The 20,304-nt window shown below is 56.0% G+C and carries 11 protein-coding genes; 9 read left to right on the plus strand and 2 right to left on the minus strand.

What is annotated here, in order from left to right; genetic code table 11:
* The first annotated feature begins 11 nt into the window (after window positions 1–11).
* Window positions 12–842: a DeoR/GlpR family DNA-binding transcription regulator gene (locus FGU71_RS09615; protein WP_234035714.1), complete on the plus strand. Its 831-nt coding sequence runs from the start codon at window positions 12–14 to the stop codon at window positions 840–842.
* On the opposite strand, the gene lldD is transcribed toward FGU71_RS09615, so the two are convergent.
* Window positions 839–1,993, minus strand: coding sequence for an FMN-dependent L-lactate dehydrogenase LldD (lldD, locus tag FGU71_RS09620; RefSeq protein ID WP_142788362.1), 1,155 nt, complete (start codon window positions 1,991–1,993; stop codon window positions 839–841). The genes FGU71_RS09615 and lldD overlap by 4 nt on opposite strands.
* Window positions 1,990–3,390: an FGGY-family carbohydrate kinase gene (locus FGU71_RS09625; protein WP_234035715.1), complete on the minus strand. Its 1,401-nt coding sequence runs from the start codon at window positions 3,388–3,390 to the stop codon at window positions 1,990–1,992. Before FGU71_RS09625 ends, lldD begins: the two co-directional genes overlap by 4 nt.
* Window positions 3,391–3,480: 90 nt before the next feature.
* Between FGU71_RS09625 and FGU71_RS09630 the strand changes: the two genes are divergently transcribed.
* From FGU71_RS09630 to FGU71_RS09665, 8 genes are all read left to right on the plus strand, one after another.
* On the plus strand, window positions 3,481–5,592 hold the full coding sequence (locus tag FGU71_RS09630; RefSeq protein ID WP_142788363.1) for a bifunctional rhamnulose-1-phosphate aldolase/short-chain dehydrogenase: 2,112 nt from the start codon (window positions 3,481–3,483) through the stop codon (window positions 5,590–5,592).
* A gap of 21 nt (window positions 5,593–5,613) precedes the next feature.
* Window positions 5,614–6,906: a TIM barrel protein gene (locus FGU71_RS09635; protein WP_142788364.1), complete on the plus strand. Its 1,293-nt coding sequence runs from the start codon at window positions 5,614–5,616 to the stop codon at window positions 6,904–6,906.
* Between the two features lie 99 nt (window positions 6,907–7,005).
* On the plus strand, window positions 7,006–8,115 hold the full coding sequence (locus FGU71_RS09640; protein ID WP_185960259.1) for a glycoside hydrolase family 88/105 protein: 1,110 nt from the start codon (window positions 7,006–7,008) through the stop codon (window positions 8,113–8,115).
* Window positions 8,116–8,294: 179 nt separating this feature from the next.
* Window positions 8,295–11,708, plus strand: a complete 3,414-nt coding sequence (locus FGU71_RS09645; protein ID WP_142788366.1) for a TonB-dependent receptor — start codon at window positions 8,295–8,297, stop codon at window positions 11,706–11,708.
* Window positions 11,709–11,815: 107 nt separating this feature from the next.
* On the plus strand, window positions 11,816–13,183 hold the full coding sequence (locus tag FGU71_RS09650) for a BNR repeat-containing protein (RefSeq protein WP_185960260.1): 1,368 nt from the start codon (window positions 11,816–11,818) through the stop codon (window positions 13,181–13,183).
* Between the two features lie 10 nt (window positions 13,184–13,193).
* Window positions 13,194–16,379, plus strand: a complete 3,186-nt coding sequence (locus FGU71_RS09655; RefSeq protein WP_142788368.1) for a glycosyl hydrolase — start codon at window positions 13,194–13,196, stop codon at window positions 16,377–16,379.
* A 1-nt stretch (window position 16,380) separates the two neighbouring features.
* Entirely contained in the window at window positions 16,381–18,840 is a 2,460-nt protein-coding gene (locus FGU71_RS09660; protein WP_142788369.1) for a DUF5060 domain-containing protein, read from the plus strand.
* Between the two features lie 47 nt (window positions 18,841–18,887).
* Entirely contained in the window at window positions 18,888–20,294 is a 1,407-nt protein-coding gene (locus tag FGU71_RS09665; RefSeq protein ID WP_185960261.1) for a BNR-4 repeat-containing protein, read from the plus strand.
* The last annotated feature ends 10 nt before the right edge of the window (window positions 20,295–20,304 follow it).

A 20,304-nucleotide genomic window follows, 5' to 3' on the forward strand; every position in this document is an offset into this window, starting at 1 on the left:
TTCGGCGCTGCATGTCACGCCGGACAGCGATAGAGGATATGCGAATGCATGCGGCCGAACGCGAAGAAATAATTCTTGATGCGCTGACGAAGAAGGGCTTCACCACGTATCGACATCTCGAAGCGAACGTCGAAGCTTCTCCTGCAACCATTCGGCGCGATCTGGCCCGGCTCGAGAAGCAGGGCAAGATTATCCGCTTGCACGGAGGGGCGAAGGCCGTTGACACGGAATTCGGTGCCGCCGGTACGCCGGCCAGCCTCGCAGGCACGCCGTTTGAAAAATCGCTCAAGCAGAACATCGCCGAGAAGCGAGCCATTGGCCGGGCCGCTGCGGAATTGTGCGCACCGGGCGAGGGCATCATAATTGATGGCGGCACCACGACCTACCAGATGTGCGAACATCTGGCCGACCTTAATCTTCAGGTCCTTACCAACTCGCTTCATATCGTGAATGCATTGCTTGGCCAGGAAACAACGCAGCTGCTGGTTCCATCAGGGCCAATCTTCCGAGAACAGAATATCATTCTTGCGCCTGCTGGCGAAACCACGATGCCCAACTTTCATGCAAGCAAGCTGTTCCTTGGCGCAGCGGCCGTCAGCCCACGTGGGATTTTTCAGGCGGATGCTCTGCTTGTGGCAAGCCAGCGCCGATTCCTTGACCGGACCGATGAAGTGATCCTGGTCGTCGATAGCGGTAAGCTGCAAGCGTCCTCGGGCGCCATTGTTTGCGAACTGAACCGCATTGACCGAATGATCACAGATGACGCCGCAGATCCAAAGTTGATCGATCAGCTGCGCAGCGCCGGTCTGCAGCAGATAGACGTGGTGAAGCCAGTCAGCTAGCCGCGCTTGCTCTCGACCAGAATGTCTTGTGTGATCTCGTCTATAGAAGTCGCACCCGTCAACGACATCGCCACTTTCATCTCTGCTTCGATCAATCGCAATACGTGGGCGATGCCAGCCTCACCGCGGGCACCCAAAGCATAGGCCCAGGCCCGCCCGATCAATACGCCCTTGGCACCCAGCGCCAGCATACGCACAACGTCCAGCCCCGACCGTATCCCGCCATCAGCCATCACGGTCAGCCGGTCGCCCGCAACTTCGGCAATTCGCGGCAAGGCCTTGGCGGTCGAAGGCACGCCGTCCAGCTGACGTCCGCCGTGATTGGACACAATCAGACCGTCAGCGCCAAGTTCTGCAGCTCGTATCGCATCTTCCGGATCTAAAACGCCTTTTATGATCAGCGGGCCGTTCCATTCGCTGCGAATGAAATCAAGATCGTCCCAAGTCACTGACGGATCGAAATTGTCCCTCATCCACGCAAAGAAGTCTTCGATTCCCGACTTGTCGCCAAGAACAGGCGCAACATTACCAAGACTGTGCGGGCGCCCGTTGATACCCACGTCCCATGCCCATTGAGGGCGCATTGCCCCTTGCAATGTCCGCCGTATCGCTCCTGTAATTCCTGGCGCTCCGGCCAGACCGGAGTGATAATCGCGATAACGGCTGCCGGGCACTGGCATATCGACAGTGAAGACCAACGCGGTGCAACCGGCCGCAACGGCGCGGGCCATCAGCTCACGCATAAAGCCGCGATCGCGGATCATATAGAGCTGGAACCAGAACGGCTTACTGCTTGCGGCTGCCACCTCTTCAAGATTGCATGCAGAGACAGTGGAAAGGGTGAAGGGGATACCAGCCTTGTTCGCAGCACGCACGGCCTGGCATTCGCCGCGCCTCGCATTCATTCCGGCAAGCCCGATTGGGGCAAGGGCCACTGGCAGTGCCAGTTCCTGATCGAACAATCGCGTCGAAAGGTCGATTTGAGAGACATCGCGCAGCACCCTTTGGCGCAGAGCAACATCTTTAAGATCGGACACGTTTCGCTCCAGCGTGACCTCGGCATAGGAGCCACCATCGATATACTCGAACAGGAAGTGCGGAAGCCTGCGGCGTGCGAGTTCGCGGTAGTCGATTGCGCTTGCAGCGTTCATGCGTTCACCATCTGTGCCTGATGCCAGGCTTCGCGATATCCGGAAAGGTCTGCGTCCAGAGCCTCGACCTGCGTGAGTCCTCCTTTCGGGCGGATTTCAGGGTCGATGAGCCTCAGCGCACCAAAGCTCACATCATTATGGGCGTTGGCAACATAGACTTTTGTATCGGGCCTGAGGCTTGCAAGAGCTCTCACAAACACTTCTGCTTCTGCAAAGCGTCCTTCTACCAGAATACAGTTTTCAGAGCCGATGAGGTCCAGTGAAGTGTCGGCGACCAATGCGGCGTAAAGACATGCCCCCGCTCTTCGCGCAAACCAGTCATCGGGCCGGTTAATCCATCCGCCTTGGCCCTGTGGATATGGGCCGTTTCCTGGTGCGAGAGTGGGCAGGACCATGGCGGATTGCGCAAGAATATCCGGCACCGCTTCGAGCAGGCGCGGCTGATCCGGCTTGATGTCAACCTGCCGCGTATCGATCTGGATCAGGGTTTCAATCTCGCGACCACCCATAAAGCGTGCGGATGGCACCGGATTACCAAAGGCATCGACATTGACGAGGCAGTCGCGCGCTTCGGGCAGCGCCCGCATGTCTACCGCGCTCGCCGCGAGGCGCATGGCAATGAACCAAGTTCCAGTCGAGAGAATCGTCACTTCGCGGTTCTCGATGTCTTCAAATCCGCGTGCCGCGTTCAACGCGGCGTTCGAATCGTGCAATCCCGCCAAAACCTTGGCGTTTGCCGGCAAGCCGGTCTTTTCCGCCAGACTGGACCGCAAGGTTCCGATCACATCTCCGGCCGCAGCAATTGGCGCAAACCGATCAGCCCAGCCGCGGTCGATCGCAAGTGTCGAAAATGTCCCTTTTGCCGGTGCCCATAGATCAGAATGGCAACCCATACTGGTCGCCTCGGTGCACGCCTCGCCCGAAAGGAACCAGCCCCAATATTGAGCCCATGGAACCAGAGTGGATTGCGCAATCAGATCAGGGTGAAGCTGTTCCAGCCAGAACAGCTGCGCTCCGAAATTAAGGCCGGCGGGAAGGTTCGGAGACCCTGTCTCAGCGAAGGGCGATCTGGCGGCATTATACCGCGCACGCAAATCCACGGGAAGGTCCTGCTCGTAATCGATCGGTGCGATGGCCAATTTGCCTTGGCAGATGGCCGCAACTCCGGCGCCATGCGCCACTGGCACAATATATTCTACGGGATGACCGGCAAAGCTTGCCAAAGCCGAAGTCAACCAATCCCCGATGCCGTGCCCATCGAGGCGGCGTATGCCGTCGACCATAACAGTTTCATTCGGGCGAGTCTCCCGTGCGACCATTTCGCCGTCGCGAGACCAGAGGCTGACCTTAGCGAGCGTTTTGCCGATATCGACAACAATTGCAAAACCGTCTTTCAAAACTCTCTCCCAAAAGTATGATGCACTTTAATGATTGACGATTAGCGAAAATGATTGATTTTGAAAAGGGTCAATGGTATCGACTCCGTCATGAATATGCACGCATCCTTGGCCGAAGTCGCCATTCCGTTTGCCATCCCCGTAAATCGTTGGGATGAGCAAGTTGCAGCCAACAAATCTGAAGCGGAATTACTCCTCTACAGATCCAATCTGCTTGGTGCGGATCTGACCGTCACTAATTTCGGCGGCGGTAATACGTCTGCGAAAGTGGATGAGCGGGATCCGTTGACGGGCGATCAGGTCGAAGTGCTCTGGGTCAAAGGCTCGGGCGGTGACATCGGTTCAATGGGTATGGATGGCTTTGCCACGCTCTATCAGGAAAAACTGCTCGCGCTTGAATCGCATTACGAAGGTGAGGGCGATGATGACAAGATGGTCGGCTTCCTGCCGCATTGTACATTCAATCTAAACGGCCGCGCAGCCAGCATTGATACCCCGTTGCACTCGCTTTTGCCGTATAAGCACATCGATCATGTTCACCCTGATGCGATCATCGCGCTTGCGGCGTCGAGTGGCGGTGAAGCGGCAACGAAAGAATTGTGGGGCGATGAAATCGGTTGGCTGCCATGGAAGCGCCCTGGCTTTACGCTGGGTGTCCAGATTCGCGATTTTGCGCTGGCGAACCCGCAGGCTAAAGGCGCGATGCTGGCCGGGCACGGGATCATTTGCTGGGCTGACACCGCGAAGGAATGCTATGATCAGACCGTAAAACTGATCACCGAGGCGGCTGATTATTTGAACTCAAGATTGGCGAGTGGGCCTGCCTTTGGTGGTCCGAAAGTGGGTCCTCACGAAGATCGGCATCAACTGGCCGCCGATTTGATGCCGCGACTGCGGGCATTGATGGTTGGTGATCGTCGTAAGGTCGGGCATTATTCGGATGACGACGCAACACTCGAATTTGTTGGCGGTGCAGAGTTTGAGCGTCTGGCGGCGCTGGGAACATCGTGCCCTGATCACTTTCTGCGGACTAAAATTGCGCCGCTAGCGCTTGATCCGGCAAAGCTTGATGATGACGCTTATCTGGAGCAGTCCATCACCGACTATCGCGCGATGTATGCGGCGTATTACGAGCGCTGCAAGCGGCACAATTCGCCTGCTATGCGCGATGCCAATCCGGTGGTTGTGTTGGTTCCGGGCGTCGGTCGCATGACCTTTGCCAAGGACAAGGCGACGGCTCGCATTGCTGGCGAATTCTATCTCAACGCAATTAACGTGATGCGCGGCGCCGAGGCGATCGGGGACTACATCGCGCTCGACGAGCAGGAGGCGTTCGATATCGAATACTGGCTGCTTGAGGAAGCTAAATTGCAACGCATGCCGGCTCCCAAGGAAATGGTGGGCAAGATTGCGCTTGTCACAGGTGGCGCAGGCGGCATCGGTGCCGCGGTGGCGGAAAGAATGCTCCGCGAAGGTGCCTGCGTAATGCTGGCTGATCGGGACGAGAAGGCGGTCAAGGAAATCGAGGCCGGTCTATCTGAAGCGTTCAGCAAGGATGTAGTGCGCTCAGTAACCTGTGACGTCACAGACGAGGCGCAAGTGGCGTCGGCTTTGAGTGCCTGTGCGCTCGAATTTGGCGGGCTCGACATTCTCGTGGCTAATGCCGGGATAGCGTCATCTGCGCCCATCAGCGAGACGACTATTGAGCTGTGGAACAAGAACTTCGATGTTTTGGCGCAAGGTTATTTCTTGACCGCGAAGTACGCGTGGCCACTCCTTCAGGGGATGGCTGATCAAGGCGGTTCCAGCGTTGTTTTTGTTGGGTCGAAGAACGCTGTGGCAGCGGCAAAGAATGCCAGCGCCTATGCAAGTGCCAAGGCTGCGGCCAATCATCTTGCACGGTGCCTTGCGCTCGAAGGGGCCGACAACGGCATCCGCGTCAACATTGTCAATCCCGATGCCGTTATCAAAGGTAGCCGGATCTGGGATGGTGACTGGCGGCAAGAGCGTGCTGGTGCCCACGGCATCGATTCCGGTGACGAGCTTGAAGAGCACTATCGCCAGCGATCAATGCTGAAGCGGTCTGTATTGCCACAAGACATTGCTGAAGCTGCCTATTGGCTTGCCAGCGAGGCGTCGGCAAAGTCGACCGGCAATATGATCAATGTGGATGCTGGCAACGCTCAAGCATTCACGCGTTAGCGTCAAAGTCGGAGGGGACAAATGACACAATTGCCTATTTCGGCTGATTTAATCGCCGAACACAATGCGAATTCGCGTGATGCATTGGCAGAGGATTACGCGGCGCTTGGGCGCAAGCTCGAGCGGCGCGGTATCGCGATCGATGCGTTAAAGGATAAGGTCAAGGCATTCGGAGTGGCTGTGCCAAGCTGGGGAGCAGGGCGCGGCGGAACGCGGTTTGCGAAGTTTCCGATTGCAGGAGAGCCAACCAATATCCACGAAAAGTTGGAAGATTGCGCCGTAATTCATCAGCTGGGCCAATCGACCCCAGCGGTCAGCCCGCATTTTCCATGGGACTGTGTTGAGGATTACGCGGCTCTGAAAGACGAAGCTGAGGCGTACAATCTTGTCTTTGACGCAGTGAACTCTAACACTTTTCAGGATCAACCCGGGCAGGCACAAACCTACGCCACCGGTTCTTTGTCCTCTACGGTTCCAGAGACCCGTCAGCAGGCAATCGATCACAACATTGAATGTATCGAGATCGGTCGGAAGATCGGTTCGAAACGGCTGACAGTGTGGGTAGGGGATGGGACGAATTTCCCTGGCCAGCAGGATCTCGGACGCAGCTTTGATCGCTACATCGAAGCGGCTTCGCAAGTTTATGGCGCGCTTCCCGACGACTGGCAGATGATGCTTGAGCACAAGATGTTCGAACCTGCTTTCTATTCCAGTGTAATCTCCGATTGGGGAAGCTCGCTGATGGCGGCACAAGAGCTGGGCGAAAAGTGCAAGTGTTTGGTTGATCTGGGGCATCATGCCCCCAACGTGAACATCGAGCAGATCGTGGCGCGCCTGCATCATGCCGGCAAGCTGGGTGGGTTCCATTTCAACGACAGCAAATATGGCGATGACGATCTCGATAGTGGGAGCATCAACCCGCACCAGCTGTTCCTCGTTTTTAACGAACTGATCGAGGCCCAAGCCAATCCGCGCGACGGTTTTGATCCGTCCTACATGATCGACCAGTCGCATAATGTGACCGATCCGATTGAAAGCATGTTGTCATCCGCAGAGACAATCGCTGGATGCTATGCTCGCGCGGTCTTGGTTGATCGTGAAGCGTTGCATGCTGCGCAGAATGACAACGATGTGATGCTCGCGTTTCGCACCTTGCGAAGCGCTTATGAAACGGATGTTACACCGATCCTTGCGCAGGCCCGCGATGAACTGGGTGGAGCCATTGACTGGCTCGGCGTTTATCGGACCAGCCAATACCGCGACCGCAAGGCCCAGGAGCGTAAAGCTGTCGGTCTTGGAGCCGGCATCGTCTGACGTCCTTCAATCTGATCCGGGAGTATTCCGATGACTTTAATGCGTTCGTTCGCAGTGGGCTTGTTGCCGCTTGCTGCCTTGACAGCAGGCTGTGTGAGCATGCCTTCGACCCAGTCAACTCTCGAAGCTGCGCCTGTCGACACAAGCGAGCAGGCAGAGATCAAGGCAATGGCCAACAAAGTCGCAGATTGGCAACTCGCCAATCTCGATAATCTTGAAAGCTACATCCGATTTATTTCTCGCGAGACTCCCAATCCACGTGGCTGGGTCAAAGGGACATTCTTTCTTGGTCTGGCAGATTATGCCGAGCAGACCGGGCAGGAACGCTATACGAACGCCTTGGCGGCTATCGCTGAGCGTGAAAAGTGGCGTCTGGGCGACCGGCTCTATCACGCCGATGATCATCTTGTCGGGCAGGTCTATATGAGCCTTGCCCGGGCTGGTGTACCGGGTGCTGATCTTGGCCCGACCCGCAAAACGCTTGATGCGATTTTGGCCGACAAACCGAAAACGCAAATGCTTCACCCGGACAATCATAACGATCCGGGCTGCGCAAAACGGTGGTGCTGGTCCGATGCGCTGTTCATGGCTCCTGCTACCTGGTGGGACGCGCATGAGACGTTTGGCGATGAGGCTTACGCCGATTATGCACATGCCGAATTCAAAGTAGCGACCGATTTGTTGTTCGATAAGGAAATCGGACTCTATTATCGCGACAGCCGCTTTTTCGACCGACGCGGGGCAGACGGCGAAAAGCTTTTCTGGAGCCGCGGCAATGGCTGGGTCTATGGCGGGTTAGTGAATATCATGCGCACCATGGCGCAAGACGATCCGCGCCGGGAATATTACGTCTCGCTGTTCCGCAAAATGTCCGATCGGTTGGTTGCCATTCAAGCGCCAAACGGAATGTGGCGCGCATCACTCCTCGCCTCAAGCGCAACACCTCCAGAGACGAGCGGCACCGGCTTTTTTGTCTATGGGCTCGCATGGGGTTTGAACGAGGGGCTTCTTAAGGGTGATCAATATTCATCTGCAGTGGATGCTGGCTGGGCCGCATTGATGGCCAATGTCGATAGCGAGGGACGGCTTGGATATGTCCAGCAGGTCGGCGATCAGCCTGAGGGTGTGCAGCCCGATGACCGCCAGCTTTATGGTACCGGGGCATTCTTGCTGGCGACAGGCCAGATTCTGCGCCTCGAACAAAAATAACATAAATTACTGTTTGGAGAAATAATGTTGCGCTGATCACGGTGTGGTGATGCATTTTTGCATGCCATGATGAAAAAACAATCATAAAAAATCATCAACCGTCATGAACGCGCATTGACACGGTCGAAATCAATCGGTCATAAGTCAAAAAAAAGACATTTGGACAGAGGGGATAATACATGACTTTTAACCGTACCGGCGGAGCGCGCAGCGCGTTCGATTTAAACTTGAAGTTGGGTGTGGCAGCCGCGGCGCTTTGCATTCCATCGCTTGCTGCTGCTCAAGATGCTACCGATGACGACGCGCAGGAAGAGGCAGCCGAAGAACAGGTCGCTGTCGATGCGAATACTCCCAACCCTGAACCCGGCATTATCGTCAGCGGAATTCGTGCCAGTCTCGAAGATGCGCTGAATATCCGCCGCAAAGCAGATGTCATTCTGGACGGTATTTCGTCGGATGACATTGGTTCGACACCGGACCTCAACCTGGGTGAGGCGCTCGCGCGTATTCCCGGTGTTCAGATCAACCGTGAGGGTGCGCGCCGGGACGCCACGATTTCGGTACGCGGTCTGCCTGGCCGGTTCACCAAAACGACAGTGATGAACCAGACAATCGCTTCGACAACGCGGGGGGCAAACACGGGCAATCCGTTCGGCATTTTCGAGACTTCGATTTTTAATGGTGCGAATGTCATCAAATCTTTCACCGCCGATACGCCGGCTGGCGGACTTGCTGCGCAGGTCGATCTGCGTTTGAATAGCGCTCTCTCGCGCCGTGAAGGCTTCGTTGTTCGCGGCGAATTCGATTATGAGGAAACAACTGGCGATTATCTGCCGAAGTTCTTTTTCTCCGGTGCGCAGCGCTTTGGCCGGCTCGGTGTCTACGCGAACTTCGCGTATTCAGAGCAAAGCTTCCGGCGCGATTCGCTCCGGTTGAATAACTATCGCGAATTTACCGCCGATCAGGTTTCTGCCTTTGCGAATGGCACCGCTGTCAGCGGAGTGGGTGACGGGCTCGACGCGCTATCGGCGACGCCAAATGCCGCATTCGATATTGCCGCTGTCGGGGCCAATGGTCTTGATAATGCCGTGATCTTCCCGCGCGTTATTCGCCAGTTTGTCCAGAACAACCGGGGCGAACGCTATTCCACCAGCGCCGGACTTGCCTATGAAATTTCGGATAATCTCGTTTTCCGGTTCGATGGCCTCTACACCCGCCGTGATCTGAGTGAATCAAATCAGGACATCTCGATCTTTGAGGCTACGAATAACTTCAACTCGCTGATTTCACCGCTTTCTGATCCAGTCAATGTCGGTGTCGTGGACTTTGATGAAGATGGGACAGAGGAGAATGTCTTTCTCGTCCCGCGTGTCCTGATCAGCGATTCTCAATCGGCTATCGAAAATCGCAGCTTTCCAGCTGTTGACGAAGCGTGGGCGCTTTACCCGCAGTTTAACTTCGAGAACGATGACTGGCGTGTCGATGTCATCGGCACATATTCCGAAGCATTGGGGACTTCGTCGCTGAACCAATACAGCCTGCGTGTGCGCAACCGCGGTGGTAGTGCTGCGACGCGTAACCTGGACTCCAATCTCGACGGCATTGATGATCGCGGTAACAATTCGATCCTGATCATTGATCAGGGTCTGGGCGATCTGGGCAGTGTTTTCGTTGATAACATCGTTGATCCTCGCCTGCTCGAACTCGACCAGACGCGTGGAAATCACCGGATTGAGGCGGGCTCCGGTATCGGCGCGCGTGACGATTTTGCAGGGTTTGTTCCTCCTGGGCCAAACCAGAATGGGTTCAACCAGCCAACATCAATCCTCGCGCTCGGCTTTAACGAAGGTGTGAAACGCGACCTTAAGTCGATCGATGTCGACATTGCGCGCAAGTTTGAAAACAACTTCATTACCGAAGTGCAGGTCGGTGGCTATTACAGCGACGAAACATCTGATCGTTTCCGCTCCGAGTTTGGCGGGCTTGGCCTCAATTATGCTGCTGCGTTCAACCCGAGCATTCTGGTGCCTAACGATGGCGTCGCTGAGGGCGGAGCGTATCTGGGTGGTCAGGTGCCCGGCGTGGAGCTGGACAACTTTCTCTCGCTCGACATTCCGGTTCTCGAAGGTCTCTTGGGTTCGGCCAGCCAAACGCCGAGGGATGATCTGCGATTCACCCCTAGCGCAGGCAACATTCGCGGATACTTCCCCCAGCTGACGTCCGAGAGTGCGGCAACCATCACCGCAGAAGAAATTCTTGCGGCTCTTCCTCTCGTAAGGGCGCCTGGCGGAAACACATATCTTACCAGGCCGCAGCTCTCCCGCTCGTCAGTAGTCGATAACAACTTCACATCTTCACGTGAGACGCTCGAACTTTACGGGATGGTAAAGTTTGATCTGGGCTCGGTTTCCGACACCCAACTGCGGGGTAATATTGGTCTGCGTTACGTCAAGACTGATCTTATCGGTCAGACGAACCCGACTTTCTTGCAATTCTACGATAACCTTAACGCACTGCGTGCTGCCAATGGCGGCCCGGCTCTGGAATTCAAAGATACGAGCGATAACGATGCCTTGGTCTTTGGTGAAGGGCGCAGCAATTTTGAGCGCCTCCTTCCGTCTGTGAACTTGATTTATGAGATCACCCCTGACGTGGTGTTCCGTGCAGCGTATTATGAAACATTCGAAGCTCTCGATCTTGCTGAGTTCACTCCAACGCCAACGTTGATTGTTGAAAATGAATTCGACCCAGACGACAATGATTTTGATCCTGAAGATCGCATTGTCGGTTCAGATGGCAATCCAATTCCGCGCACATCGGTCAACATTTCTACACTTGATGTAGAGCCGCGCCGGTCAAAGGCATTCGATGTTGGATTGAGCTGGTACAACGGGTCCGGCAATGTCATGTCGGTCGGACTGTTCCGCAAATCGCTGATTGGCGATATCTCGCGTCAACGGAATTTCTGTCCAGAAGGCGAAAACCTGTCGGTAGACGGTCGCACTTTCAACTCCATCCGTTTTGCTGACGTGAATTCACCAAATGATATCGAAGCCTCATTCGCAGGCAGTTGTGTGTTCACCAATGATCTTGGTGACCCGCAGCGCATTCGAGTGTCGCGCACCGTCAACAATCCGGACACAATCAACGTGACCGGTTTCGAAGCGCAGATTCAGCAACAATTCGACTTCCTGCCCGGCTTTTTGAAGAACACTGGCACGGTCTTGAACTTTACGCGGGTTCGTTCTGGCGGTGACAACAATGTTCAGCTCTTCAACGTGGCTGAGGATACTTACAACATCATCGGTTATTACGAGGACGATTTCCTGCAGGCGCGACTTGCCTACAATCACCAGTCTGAAATCCAGCGTGAAGGCGGAAGCTCCTTCATTGGTGGTTCGACCATTATCGCTCCGCGAGGTCAGCTGGACTTTAGTGGCGCAATCAGGCCGTCCAAAGGGCTCGAAGTTCGCTTTGAAGTCTTCAACATCACCCAAAGTTCGCGTCTTGAATATCTCGGTGTCGAAGAATTGTTCCGCTTGTATGAATATGATGGCCGGACATATTCGCTTTCGGCAACATACCGCTTCTAGTGAATCCACGATCCTCCCCGTGGGCCGACAGTCAGCCGCAAAGCTAGCTGTCGGCCCATACTACTTGATCGATAGGGACAAGATAAAGAATGCGCGGATCGAAGATTTTGACGAAGTTTACACTGCTTTTTGCGCTAACGGTTGCTGGGGTAAGCCAGCCGGTCCTGGCCGAGCCGGTCCCGTCCCAGCCCAGCGACAAACTTGCGGATGAACAGCTCAATCTCGCCAGTGAAGTAGAGGCAATCGATTTCACGTGGTCCGGCCACCGTGTTTTCGCTCAGATGATACAACGCGGCGATCACCAGATCATTGCGTATTACGATGCGAACCGTCAGATGAGCATCGCCCACCGCGCGCATCAGCGTACGCCGTGGCGGTATCAGAAAGTCCCGAGTTTTGTCGGCTGGGACAGCCATAATTACGTCACTGTCGATGTGGATGAGGAAGGCTACATCCATGTGATGGGCAACATGCACAACGATCCGCTGGTTTATTTCCGCTCCACCGAGCCGTGGAATGTCCGATCGCTAAAGCAGGTCGATTACATCATTGATCCAGAGCGTGATACAAACGTGACCTACCCCCGCTTCATGCATGATCGGGACGGGCGTTTGATTGCGATCTACCGTTTGGGTGGCAGCGGGAACGGGCGCTATTATTATCACCGCTACGACACCGCAACAAAGACATGGTCATTGATGCATGATGGCCAGTTTTTCGATGGGGAAGACGAGCGGGGCGCATATTACACCGGACCCGTTCTGGGGCCGGACGGTAATTTTCATATGATCTGGGTCTGGCGCGAAACGCCCTCTGCCGCGACGAATAACAATCTTTCATATGTGCGCAGCCCCGATTTGGTGAATTGGGAAGATTCCAATGGCAAACCTGTTGCGCTGCCACTGATCCGTTCCACTGGTGAGATTGTGGACCCTGTTCCGACTTTTGGCGGGATGCTCAATGGTCAGAAGAAAATCGGGTTTGACGCCGATGAGCGTCCGATGATTTCATATTACAAAAATGATGCGAACGGCGATACGCAGATCATGCTCGCGCGAAAATCGGGCAAGGGTTGGACTACGCATCAGATTAGCGACTGGACCGGCAGCAAACAATTTCTCGATCGCGGTGGCAGTCTGAATGTTTCCATCCTTGTGCCTCAAGATCCCTATGTGGCCGATGACGGTACGATCAGGGTGAGGGTGCAGCGCGATGGCGAGGAGATCGAATTTGCCGTTGATCCGGCAAGCAATCGCACCGTTAGGGCGGGCAGCTCCAAATCAACGCCTGACGTTATCGGGACCTTTCAGGACAATCCCGAGCTTGTCCAATTCGTTAGAAAAGCGGAAGGCACGCCCAAAGAAAGTGCGTATGACTTTTACCTGAGTTGGGAGGCAAACCCGCCGGCTCAAGATCAGGCGCGCGGAGAGATCCCTGCGCCAGCTACGCTGCGGCTTCACAAGATCCCGCGCTAGGTTGGTTGGTGTGTTTGACGCGTTTCGTGGTTTTGCAAGGCTCGCCCTCGTAACCATCGGTGCCGCTTCGACGCTGCTTCCTGGGATTGCACCGGCTACAGCGCAATCGGATTTAGAGAAGCTGCGGGCGGAGTTTGCCGCGCCACCTGCCGAAGCCCGGCCATGGACGTGGTTTCACGTGATGAGCGGTAATATGACCCGCGAAGGGATCACCAAAGATCTCGAGGCGATTGAGCGGGTCGGTATCGGCGGGATCGTATTATTCCATGTCACGCAGGGAATTTCCTATGGTCCGGTCAAATTCAATTCACCAGACCATCTCGATCTGATTGAACACGTAGCCGCCGAATGCGAGCGGCTCGGGCTCAAATTCACGTTCCACAATGCAGATGGGTGGTCTTCCACCGCTGGACCATGGATTTCGCCCGAACAATCAATGAAGCGGCTGGTCTGGAGCGAAGCCATTGTGGCTGGCGGAACGGTTTCGGCCGGGCTCAGGAAGCCCGGGACCGTCGAGGGTTTCTATCGCGACATCGCGGTTGTAGCGTACCCTTCCTTGTCAGGAGAAATCGCTGATCACATAAACAAGCCAGTTCTCTCCTCTTCAGATCCGGATTTCGACCTGGATCGGGTGACAGATGGTGAGGTGTTTACCCAGAGCCTTGTCACCGCATCGAAAGACGAGCCAGGCTGGGTGCAATTCAGCTATGATCGCCCCGTGCCTATTCGCAAAGTTTCAGTTGGCAATGTTGCTGAACGCGATATCAAGATTGCGTTGCAAGTCTCTGATGATGGGATAAATTTCAAGACCGTCCGTGAGTTCAAGAAAACCCGTTTGCTGCGCGTCGAATGGGAAGTCGATGCGGCGTTCGCTCCGATCGAAGCGCGCCATTTCCGCGTCACTTTCGACAATAAAGCCCTGATCGGGGAGATCGAATTATCCCAGCTTGCACAGGTCGCCAACGCTTCTGGCCATAGCGGTATGGGCTATGTTCCGGGCAACCAGTTGCCGGTTCAGTCCGCGCCGCTGAATGGCGATGTGATACGCCGCGATGCGATCCGCGATCTTACGCAATTTGTCGGCGCAGACGGGCGTTTGCAAACCACATTGCCTGAGGGCCAATGGACCGTCATGCGGTTTGGATACACGTCCACCGGCGCGCGCAATGTAAACCCCTCTCCAGAGGGCAACGGGCTTGAAGTTGATAAGTTTGATGCGTCCGCGTTCGGTGTACATTATGACGCCTTTATCGCGCCGGTGATCAGACGGGCGAGGGCGGTTGCACCGGCGGCCACGGCCGGTGTGATGATCGACAGCTATGAAGTTGGCGGGCAAAATTGGACGCAGGGTTACGATACCCAGTTTCAGCAATCGCACGGCATCGATCTAAAAGGCTGGTTGCCTATTTATGCGGGCCGGTTTGTATCCAGTGCGGCGGCGACAACCGATATGTTCGCCAAAATCCGCAGCTTCAACGCGCAGTTGATCAACGACAATTATTACGGCGAATTCGCGCGCTTGATGGAGCAAGAGGGGCTGGAAAGCCTGATCCAGCCCTATGGACTGGGGCCTTTTGACGAGCTGAACGTGGCATCGGTCGCCTCGATCCCCGCTGGTGAATTCTGGGTTCGCCGCGATGATCTGTCCAACCTCAACGGAGCTGTTTCGGCCGGACGAATATATGGCAAGCCGGTGATCGCTGCGGAGGCTTTCACAGCGGTATGGGATGATAACTGGTTTTTCGATCCTGCCTTTGGCAAAAAATGGGGCGACCGCGCATGGGTTGCCGGGGTGAACCAGTTTTTCTTTCACAGGTTCGCGCATCAGGCAAACACGCATGTGATGCCTGGCATGACGATGAACCGCTGGGGCTCTCACTTTGATCGCACTCAGCCGTGGTGGGATAAAGGCGGAGCGGCGTGGTTCGGGTATATGGCGCGGGGACAGCACATGTTGCGACAAGGCCGTGCGGTGTCCGATGTGGCAATGGCAATCGGTTCAAACAGCCCGGTTATCTGCCCGCAAAAGTCAGAGGCGACCAAGTCCTTGCCCGTCGGCACCGAGTTTGACTGCGTGGACACACCGACATTGCTGCACCGCAGCCGGTTTGAAGGAGGCGCGCTGGTGCTTGAAAGCGGCGCGCGATATTCGATGATCTGGTGGCCGCACAGCGATGCGCCATCCGCTGCTGAGGCGGCCCGTTTGGATGAGGCGAAGCGAGCGGGCGTGGCTGTTGCGTTTGTTCATCGCGGCGATGTGGCGGCCGATGTGTTTGAAGCCGCCGGTCTGAAACCGCGCGTATCTTCTGTTCGTGAATTGCCTTCGTTTACGCACCGAAAAGTCGGCGAAAGCGACATCTTCTTTGTTTTCAACGATTCTGACGAAAGCAGGCGCTTTGATCTGTGTTTCCGGGTGAACGGTAAGCGGGGCGAGGAATGGCATCCGGTCAGTGGAGGCAACCGGAAATTGGCCGGATCTGTCGATGCTGGCGGCTGCACGAATATCGTATTGGATCTGGCGCCCTATGAATCGCGCTTTGTTGTGTTCGACAATACGTTCGAATTCGCGCCGGGCGGGGGCGCGCCATATTTGGCTTCGAAAACTCTGGCCACTCTTGATCAGGGATGGTCGATCAATTTCGATCCGGCTTACGGCGATGCAGATGATCTTACCGGCAAAGCCCTGTTTGATTGGAGCAAAAGCGACAATCCCGAAATCCACCACTTCTCTGGCAAAGCCACCTATCGCACTTCGTTTGAATTGACGGCTGACGAGATGAATAGCGCGTCTCTCATGGCGCTAAATCTTGGTCAGGTTGAAACGGTCGCAAATGTGCGCGTGAACGGTCAGGAACTCGGCGCAGTTTGGACTGCGCCCTATGCAATCGATATTTCTACGGCGGTTCGCGAGGGTCGCAACGTCGTGGAAATCGAAGTCGCCAATCTGTGGGTAAACCGCTTGATTGGCGACGCCGCGCTGCCGGACACCAGCGGATATGAGCCGGAATACAATATCGGTTATCGGCCAGAGGAAAATCTGCCCAAACGCGATATGGTTGAATGGTACAGTTCCAATCGGCCACCGCCGCTAGGTCCGCGGCGCACCTTCGCCACGCATTCCTTTCAAAAACCGGGCGATCCATTGATCCCTTCCGGCCTTATCGGACCGGTTACCGTCACAGCTCAGGAAAACTGATATGCTCCACCGCCTATTTTCGCTGATTGCCAGCCTTGTCGCTTTGTCCCTCGCCAGCAATGCGGCGGCGCAAGATGTCTCCGAAGCGGGCGCGCGCTTTGAGCTGGTGACGCTGAATATAGACGGGCCGGAGCTCGATGAACGGAACGGCAAAAATCCCTTTGCAGATGTGCGTCTTGATTGGACACTGACACATGATGGCAAGACGTGGGTCATTCCGGGTTACTTCGCAGGCTGCGGTGATGCAGCAGACAGCGGATGCACCGGCGGAAACATCTGGCGCGCGCATTTCGTGCCTCCGCATGTAGGGGATTACGACTGGAAGGTCGATTTCCGCAGTGGGACGGACATGGCCGTGGCGCCGTCTCCGGGGAAACGCCTGAATGGGCATGGCGTGACTGGAAGCTTCTCTGTTTCCGGGGATTCTGCCGATCCGATCCGGGCGCGCGGGCTGCTGCAATATACCGGCGAAAACTATTACCGCTTCGCTGGCGATAACAGCATCTTCTTCAAATTTGGGCCTGATGCGCCTGAGAATGTGCTCGCCTATGAAGGCTTTGACGCAACGCCGAATTTCAAGGGCTTTCGTAAAAGCTGGCAGGCCCATGACGGTGACTTGCGCGGGGAGGGCAGCCGCCTGCTTTGGGGTAAGAACAAGTCAGGCGCAGGTCTGCTGGGTATGTTTGATTACCTTGCCGATGCTGGTGCCAATTCGGTGTCCATGCTGCTTTGGAATGCTGGCGGTGATGATCGCAACGTCTTCCCCCATCTTATGGCAGTTCCAGCAGAGAAATTCGCGCAGATGGAGCCGCGCGCGCAGTGGGACGATGGGCTGGTTCAGGACCGGTTCGACCTTTCCAAGCTGGATCAATGGCAGCGCGCGTTAAGCTATGCTGACAAGCGTGGATTGCACCTGCATCTCAAATTGCAGGAAACCGAAAATGACAGCTTTATGGATGGCGGCGCATTGGGCCGGACGCGCAAACTGTATCTGCGCGAAATGGCGGCGCGGTTCGGCCATCTTCTCGCGCTGACATGGAATTTAGGCGAAGAGAACGTGCAGCATCCCGGCGATGTTCGCCATATGGCGTCCTATCTCGCAGCGCTTGATCCTTACGATCACCCGTTGGTGCTGCATTCCTATCCCGATCAGAAACAGCGATACCGCGCGTTTCTTGGCCCGGACTCGGCGCTTAATGGCCTCAGCCTGCAGGGGCGAGAGGATGATATTTCCGATTTGCGGCCCGATGTAACTGCGTGGATACGCGAGGCTCAATTGGCCGGAAAACCGTTGGTCATGGCCTATGACGAGCCGGGCCGCGCAGATGGCGGCGCGGGGGTTGATCCCGGTTATCCCGATGACCGCTTGCCTGCAAAGCGCGAACTGCAGCTCGATCCCGAACTGTTTCTGCGCGATGGTCTTTGGAATGCGCTGACGGCCGGTGCAAACGGGGTTGAGGCCTATTACGGCTATAAAACCGGATGTAGCGACCTTGATTGTCAGGATCACCGAACCCGCGCGCGGCTTTGGCGCGAAGGCAGGACGGCGCTCGATTTCTTCCGAAAGCACGTAGGGGACCGGGCGGTGCGCATGATCGCCGCTGATCACCTGACACGGCCTCGTGATGATTTTGTCTTTGCCGAACCGGGCGAGTTCGCCGTGATCGTTCCGGGTGAAGAAGAAACCATCATGGCAACCGGCGGCATCGAAGGGCGCTTTTCCGTGCGTTGGTTCGACCCGGTGAACGGCGGTGATTTGCAAACAGGATCACTTGCCGAGATCGACAACCACCGCCGCAACACCAAGATCGGCGACCCACCCAAAGGCGGCAGCGGCAAATGGATCATCGTAGTCGAACGGATCGATCAGGGCATTCTGGTCGAGGCGGAAGACTTCGTGGCTCAGCGCGCCAATGAAGTGCGCAGCTGGTGCAGGAGAGCTGAATGTCCGGACGGGTGGGAGCGCAATGGCGCGGCGGACTATGTCGCGCTGCTCCCCGACACCCGCGTCACCCACGATGATGAATTGGTCAGAGGTGAAAATTTCAGCGGATCACCCGGCAAGATGGCGATCCTTTCCTATGATGTGGATTTCCCGGCTGCGGGTCGCTGGTATCTATGGGTCCGCGCGCATTCGCTCGGTTCCGAAGACAATGGCCTGCATGCGGGCATCAATGGTGAATGGCCGGAAAGCGGCGCGCGTATCCAATATTGCGAAGGACGGCAGCGTTGGCATTGGGATAGCCGCCAACGCACACGCGAAGACCACTGCGGTGTAAAAGGCGGGCTTTGGCTGGATGTACCGACAGCAGGTACGCACCGCGTGGAATTCTCCATGCGCGAAGACGGCTTCGTGTTCGACGCCTTCTACCTCACGCTCAGTCCGTACATGCCAGGCCAGCTCGAACAGGCCAATTTGCAGGCCGCAGCGACGCTTACAGCAAAAGGAACAAAGCGATGATCTCAATGCGCAACTTTACGCCGGCCCTCGCGGCGACATGTTTGCTTATGAGCGGTACGAGCGTGCTGGCCGAGGGCGCGCAGGATGCCAAGCGCGCTCACATCACCGGCTGGGATCAGCTGACCGCTAAATCTCACACGTCAGATGGGATGGAGCGTTCGCGCGATGGCAAGCCCCGGTTTGCCGGACCATTGGGCGCGCAGGCGGTGAGCTATAATGGCTATCAATACGTTGTGTTCTATTCCAGTCGTGATCGCAGCAAGCCGCGCGAGGAAGCCGAAACCTATGTCGTTGTTGCGCGGCGAAAGCTGGGCGCGTTTGACTGGAATTACTCGGTTCTGGACGGTTACAAGGTTACCTCGGATGATGCCCACAACCGCCAGACCATCGGGATCTCGGGCGGTGATGGCGTAATCCATATTTCCTTCGATCATCACAATCGGCCAAAGATGAATTACGCGGCCACGGCCACCGGCGTTGCCGACAATCCCGCGTCCGTAACGTGGGATAACAGCGTGTTCAAATATGCCGAAAACCTCGGCGGTGATCCCAAGACGCGCCTCAACGTGACCTATCCTTCGTTCAAGGCGTTCCCCGGGGGCAATCTGGTAGTCTATTTCCGCACCGGCGGTTCCTATGGCGGTGATATGCGGCTGGGCAAATATGATGCCGAGGCCGGCCAATGGGGTAAGGTCCATCAGGTGTCAGACCGACGCGGCACTTTCAAAGGGCTTGAAACCTCGCGGGGGCCTTATCTCGCCAACGGCATGCAAGTGGGCGGCGATGGCTCGCTCCACGCAGCATGGGTGTTTCGTGAGAAGCCATGCGATTACACCACCGCCTCGCGTAGCGAAATATTCTGTAATCACGGGTTGTTCTACGCCAAATCGCTTGACGAGGGGCGTACTTGGTTACGTGCGGACGGATCGGTAATCGCCGACACTGAAAAGGGAGAAGCAATCTCCATCGACAATGTCGGAGGCCCTGTGATCGAAATCCCCAAGGGGCTTGGTCCCAGCAATCCGTCGATCACATCGACAGTCGATCCAGCCTCGGGCGATATGCACGTGTTGCTGCGCCACCTTCCGCAGCCCGGAGCCAAACAATCGTACTATTTTCATTATCTCGGAAAACCGGATGGCAGCTGGAGCCAGCAGCAGACCAATTTCGACGGCAATGATGCAACGCTCGCCGTGGTCGGTGACCGGCTTTACGCCTTTGTAGGACGCGATAAGGGGCAGATCTACTACGCCGAGCGCAAGGCCGATTTCCGCAAATGGAAAAGGCTTCCGATCGAAATAGACAAGAAACGCAAGTTCGATCCGCAAGGCGGCTACATCACCTGGGACCTCTCGCTGATCGAAGAGGGGCAAGCAACTATGCTGTGGCACCGCACGCCAGAAAAACGCGGCGTTTCTTCACCGTTGCAGGTCTTTGAAATCGCGTTCGAGTGATGGCGGCGTA

The sequence above is a fragment of the Erythrobacter insulae genome, from assembly GCF_007004095.1.
Taxonomy (GTDB): Bacteria; Pseudomonadota; Alphaproteobacteria; order Sphingomonadales; family Sphingomonadaceae; genus Erythrobacter; species Erythrobacter insulae.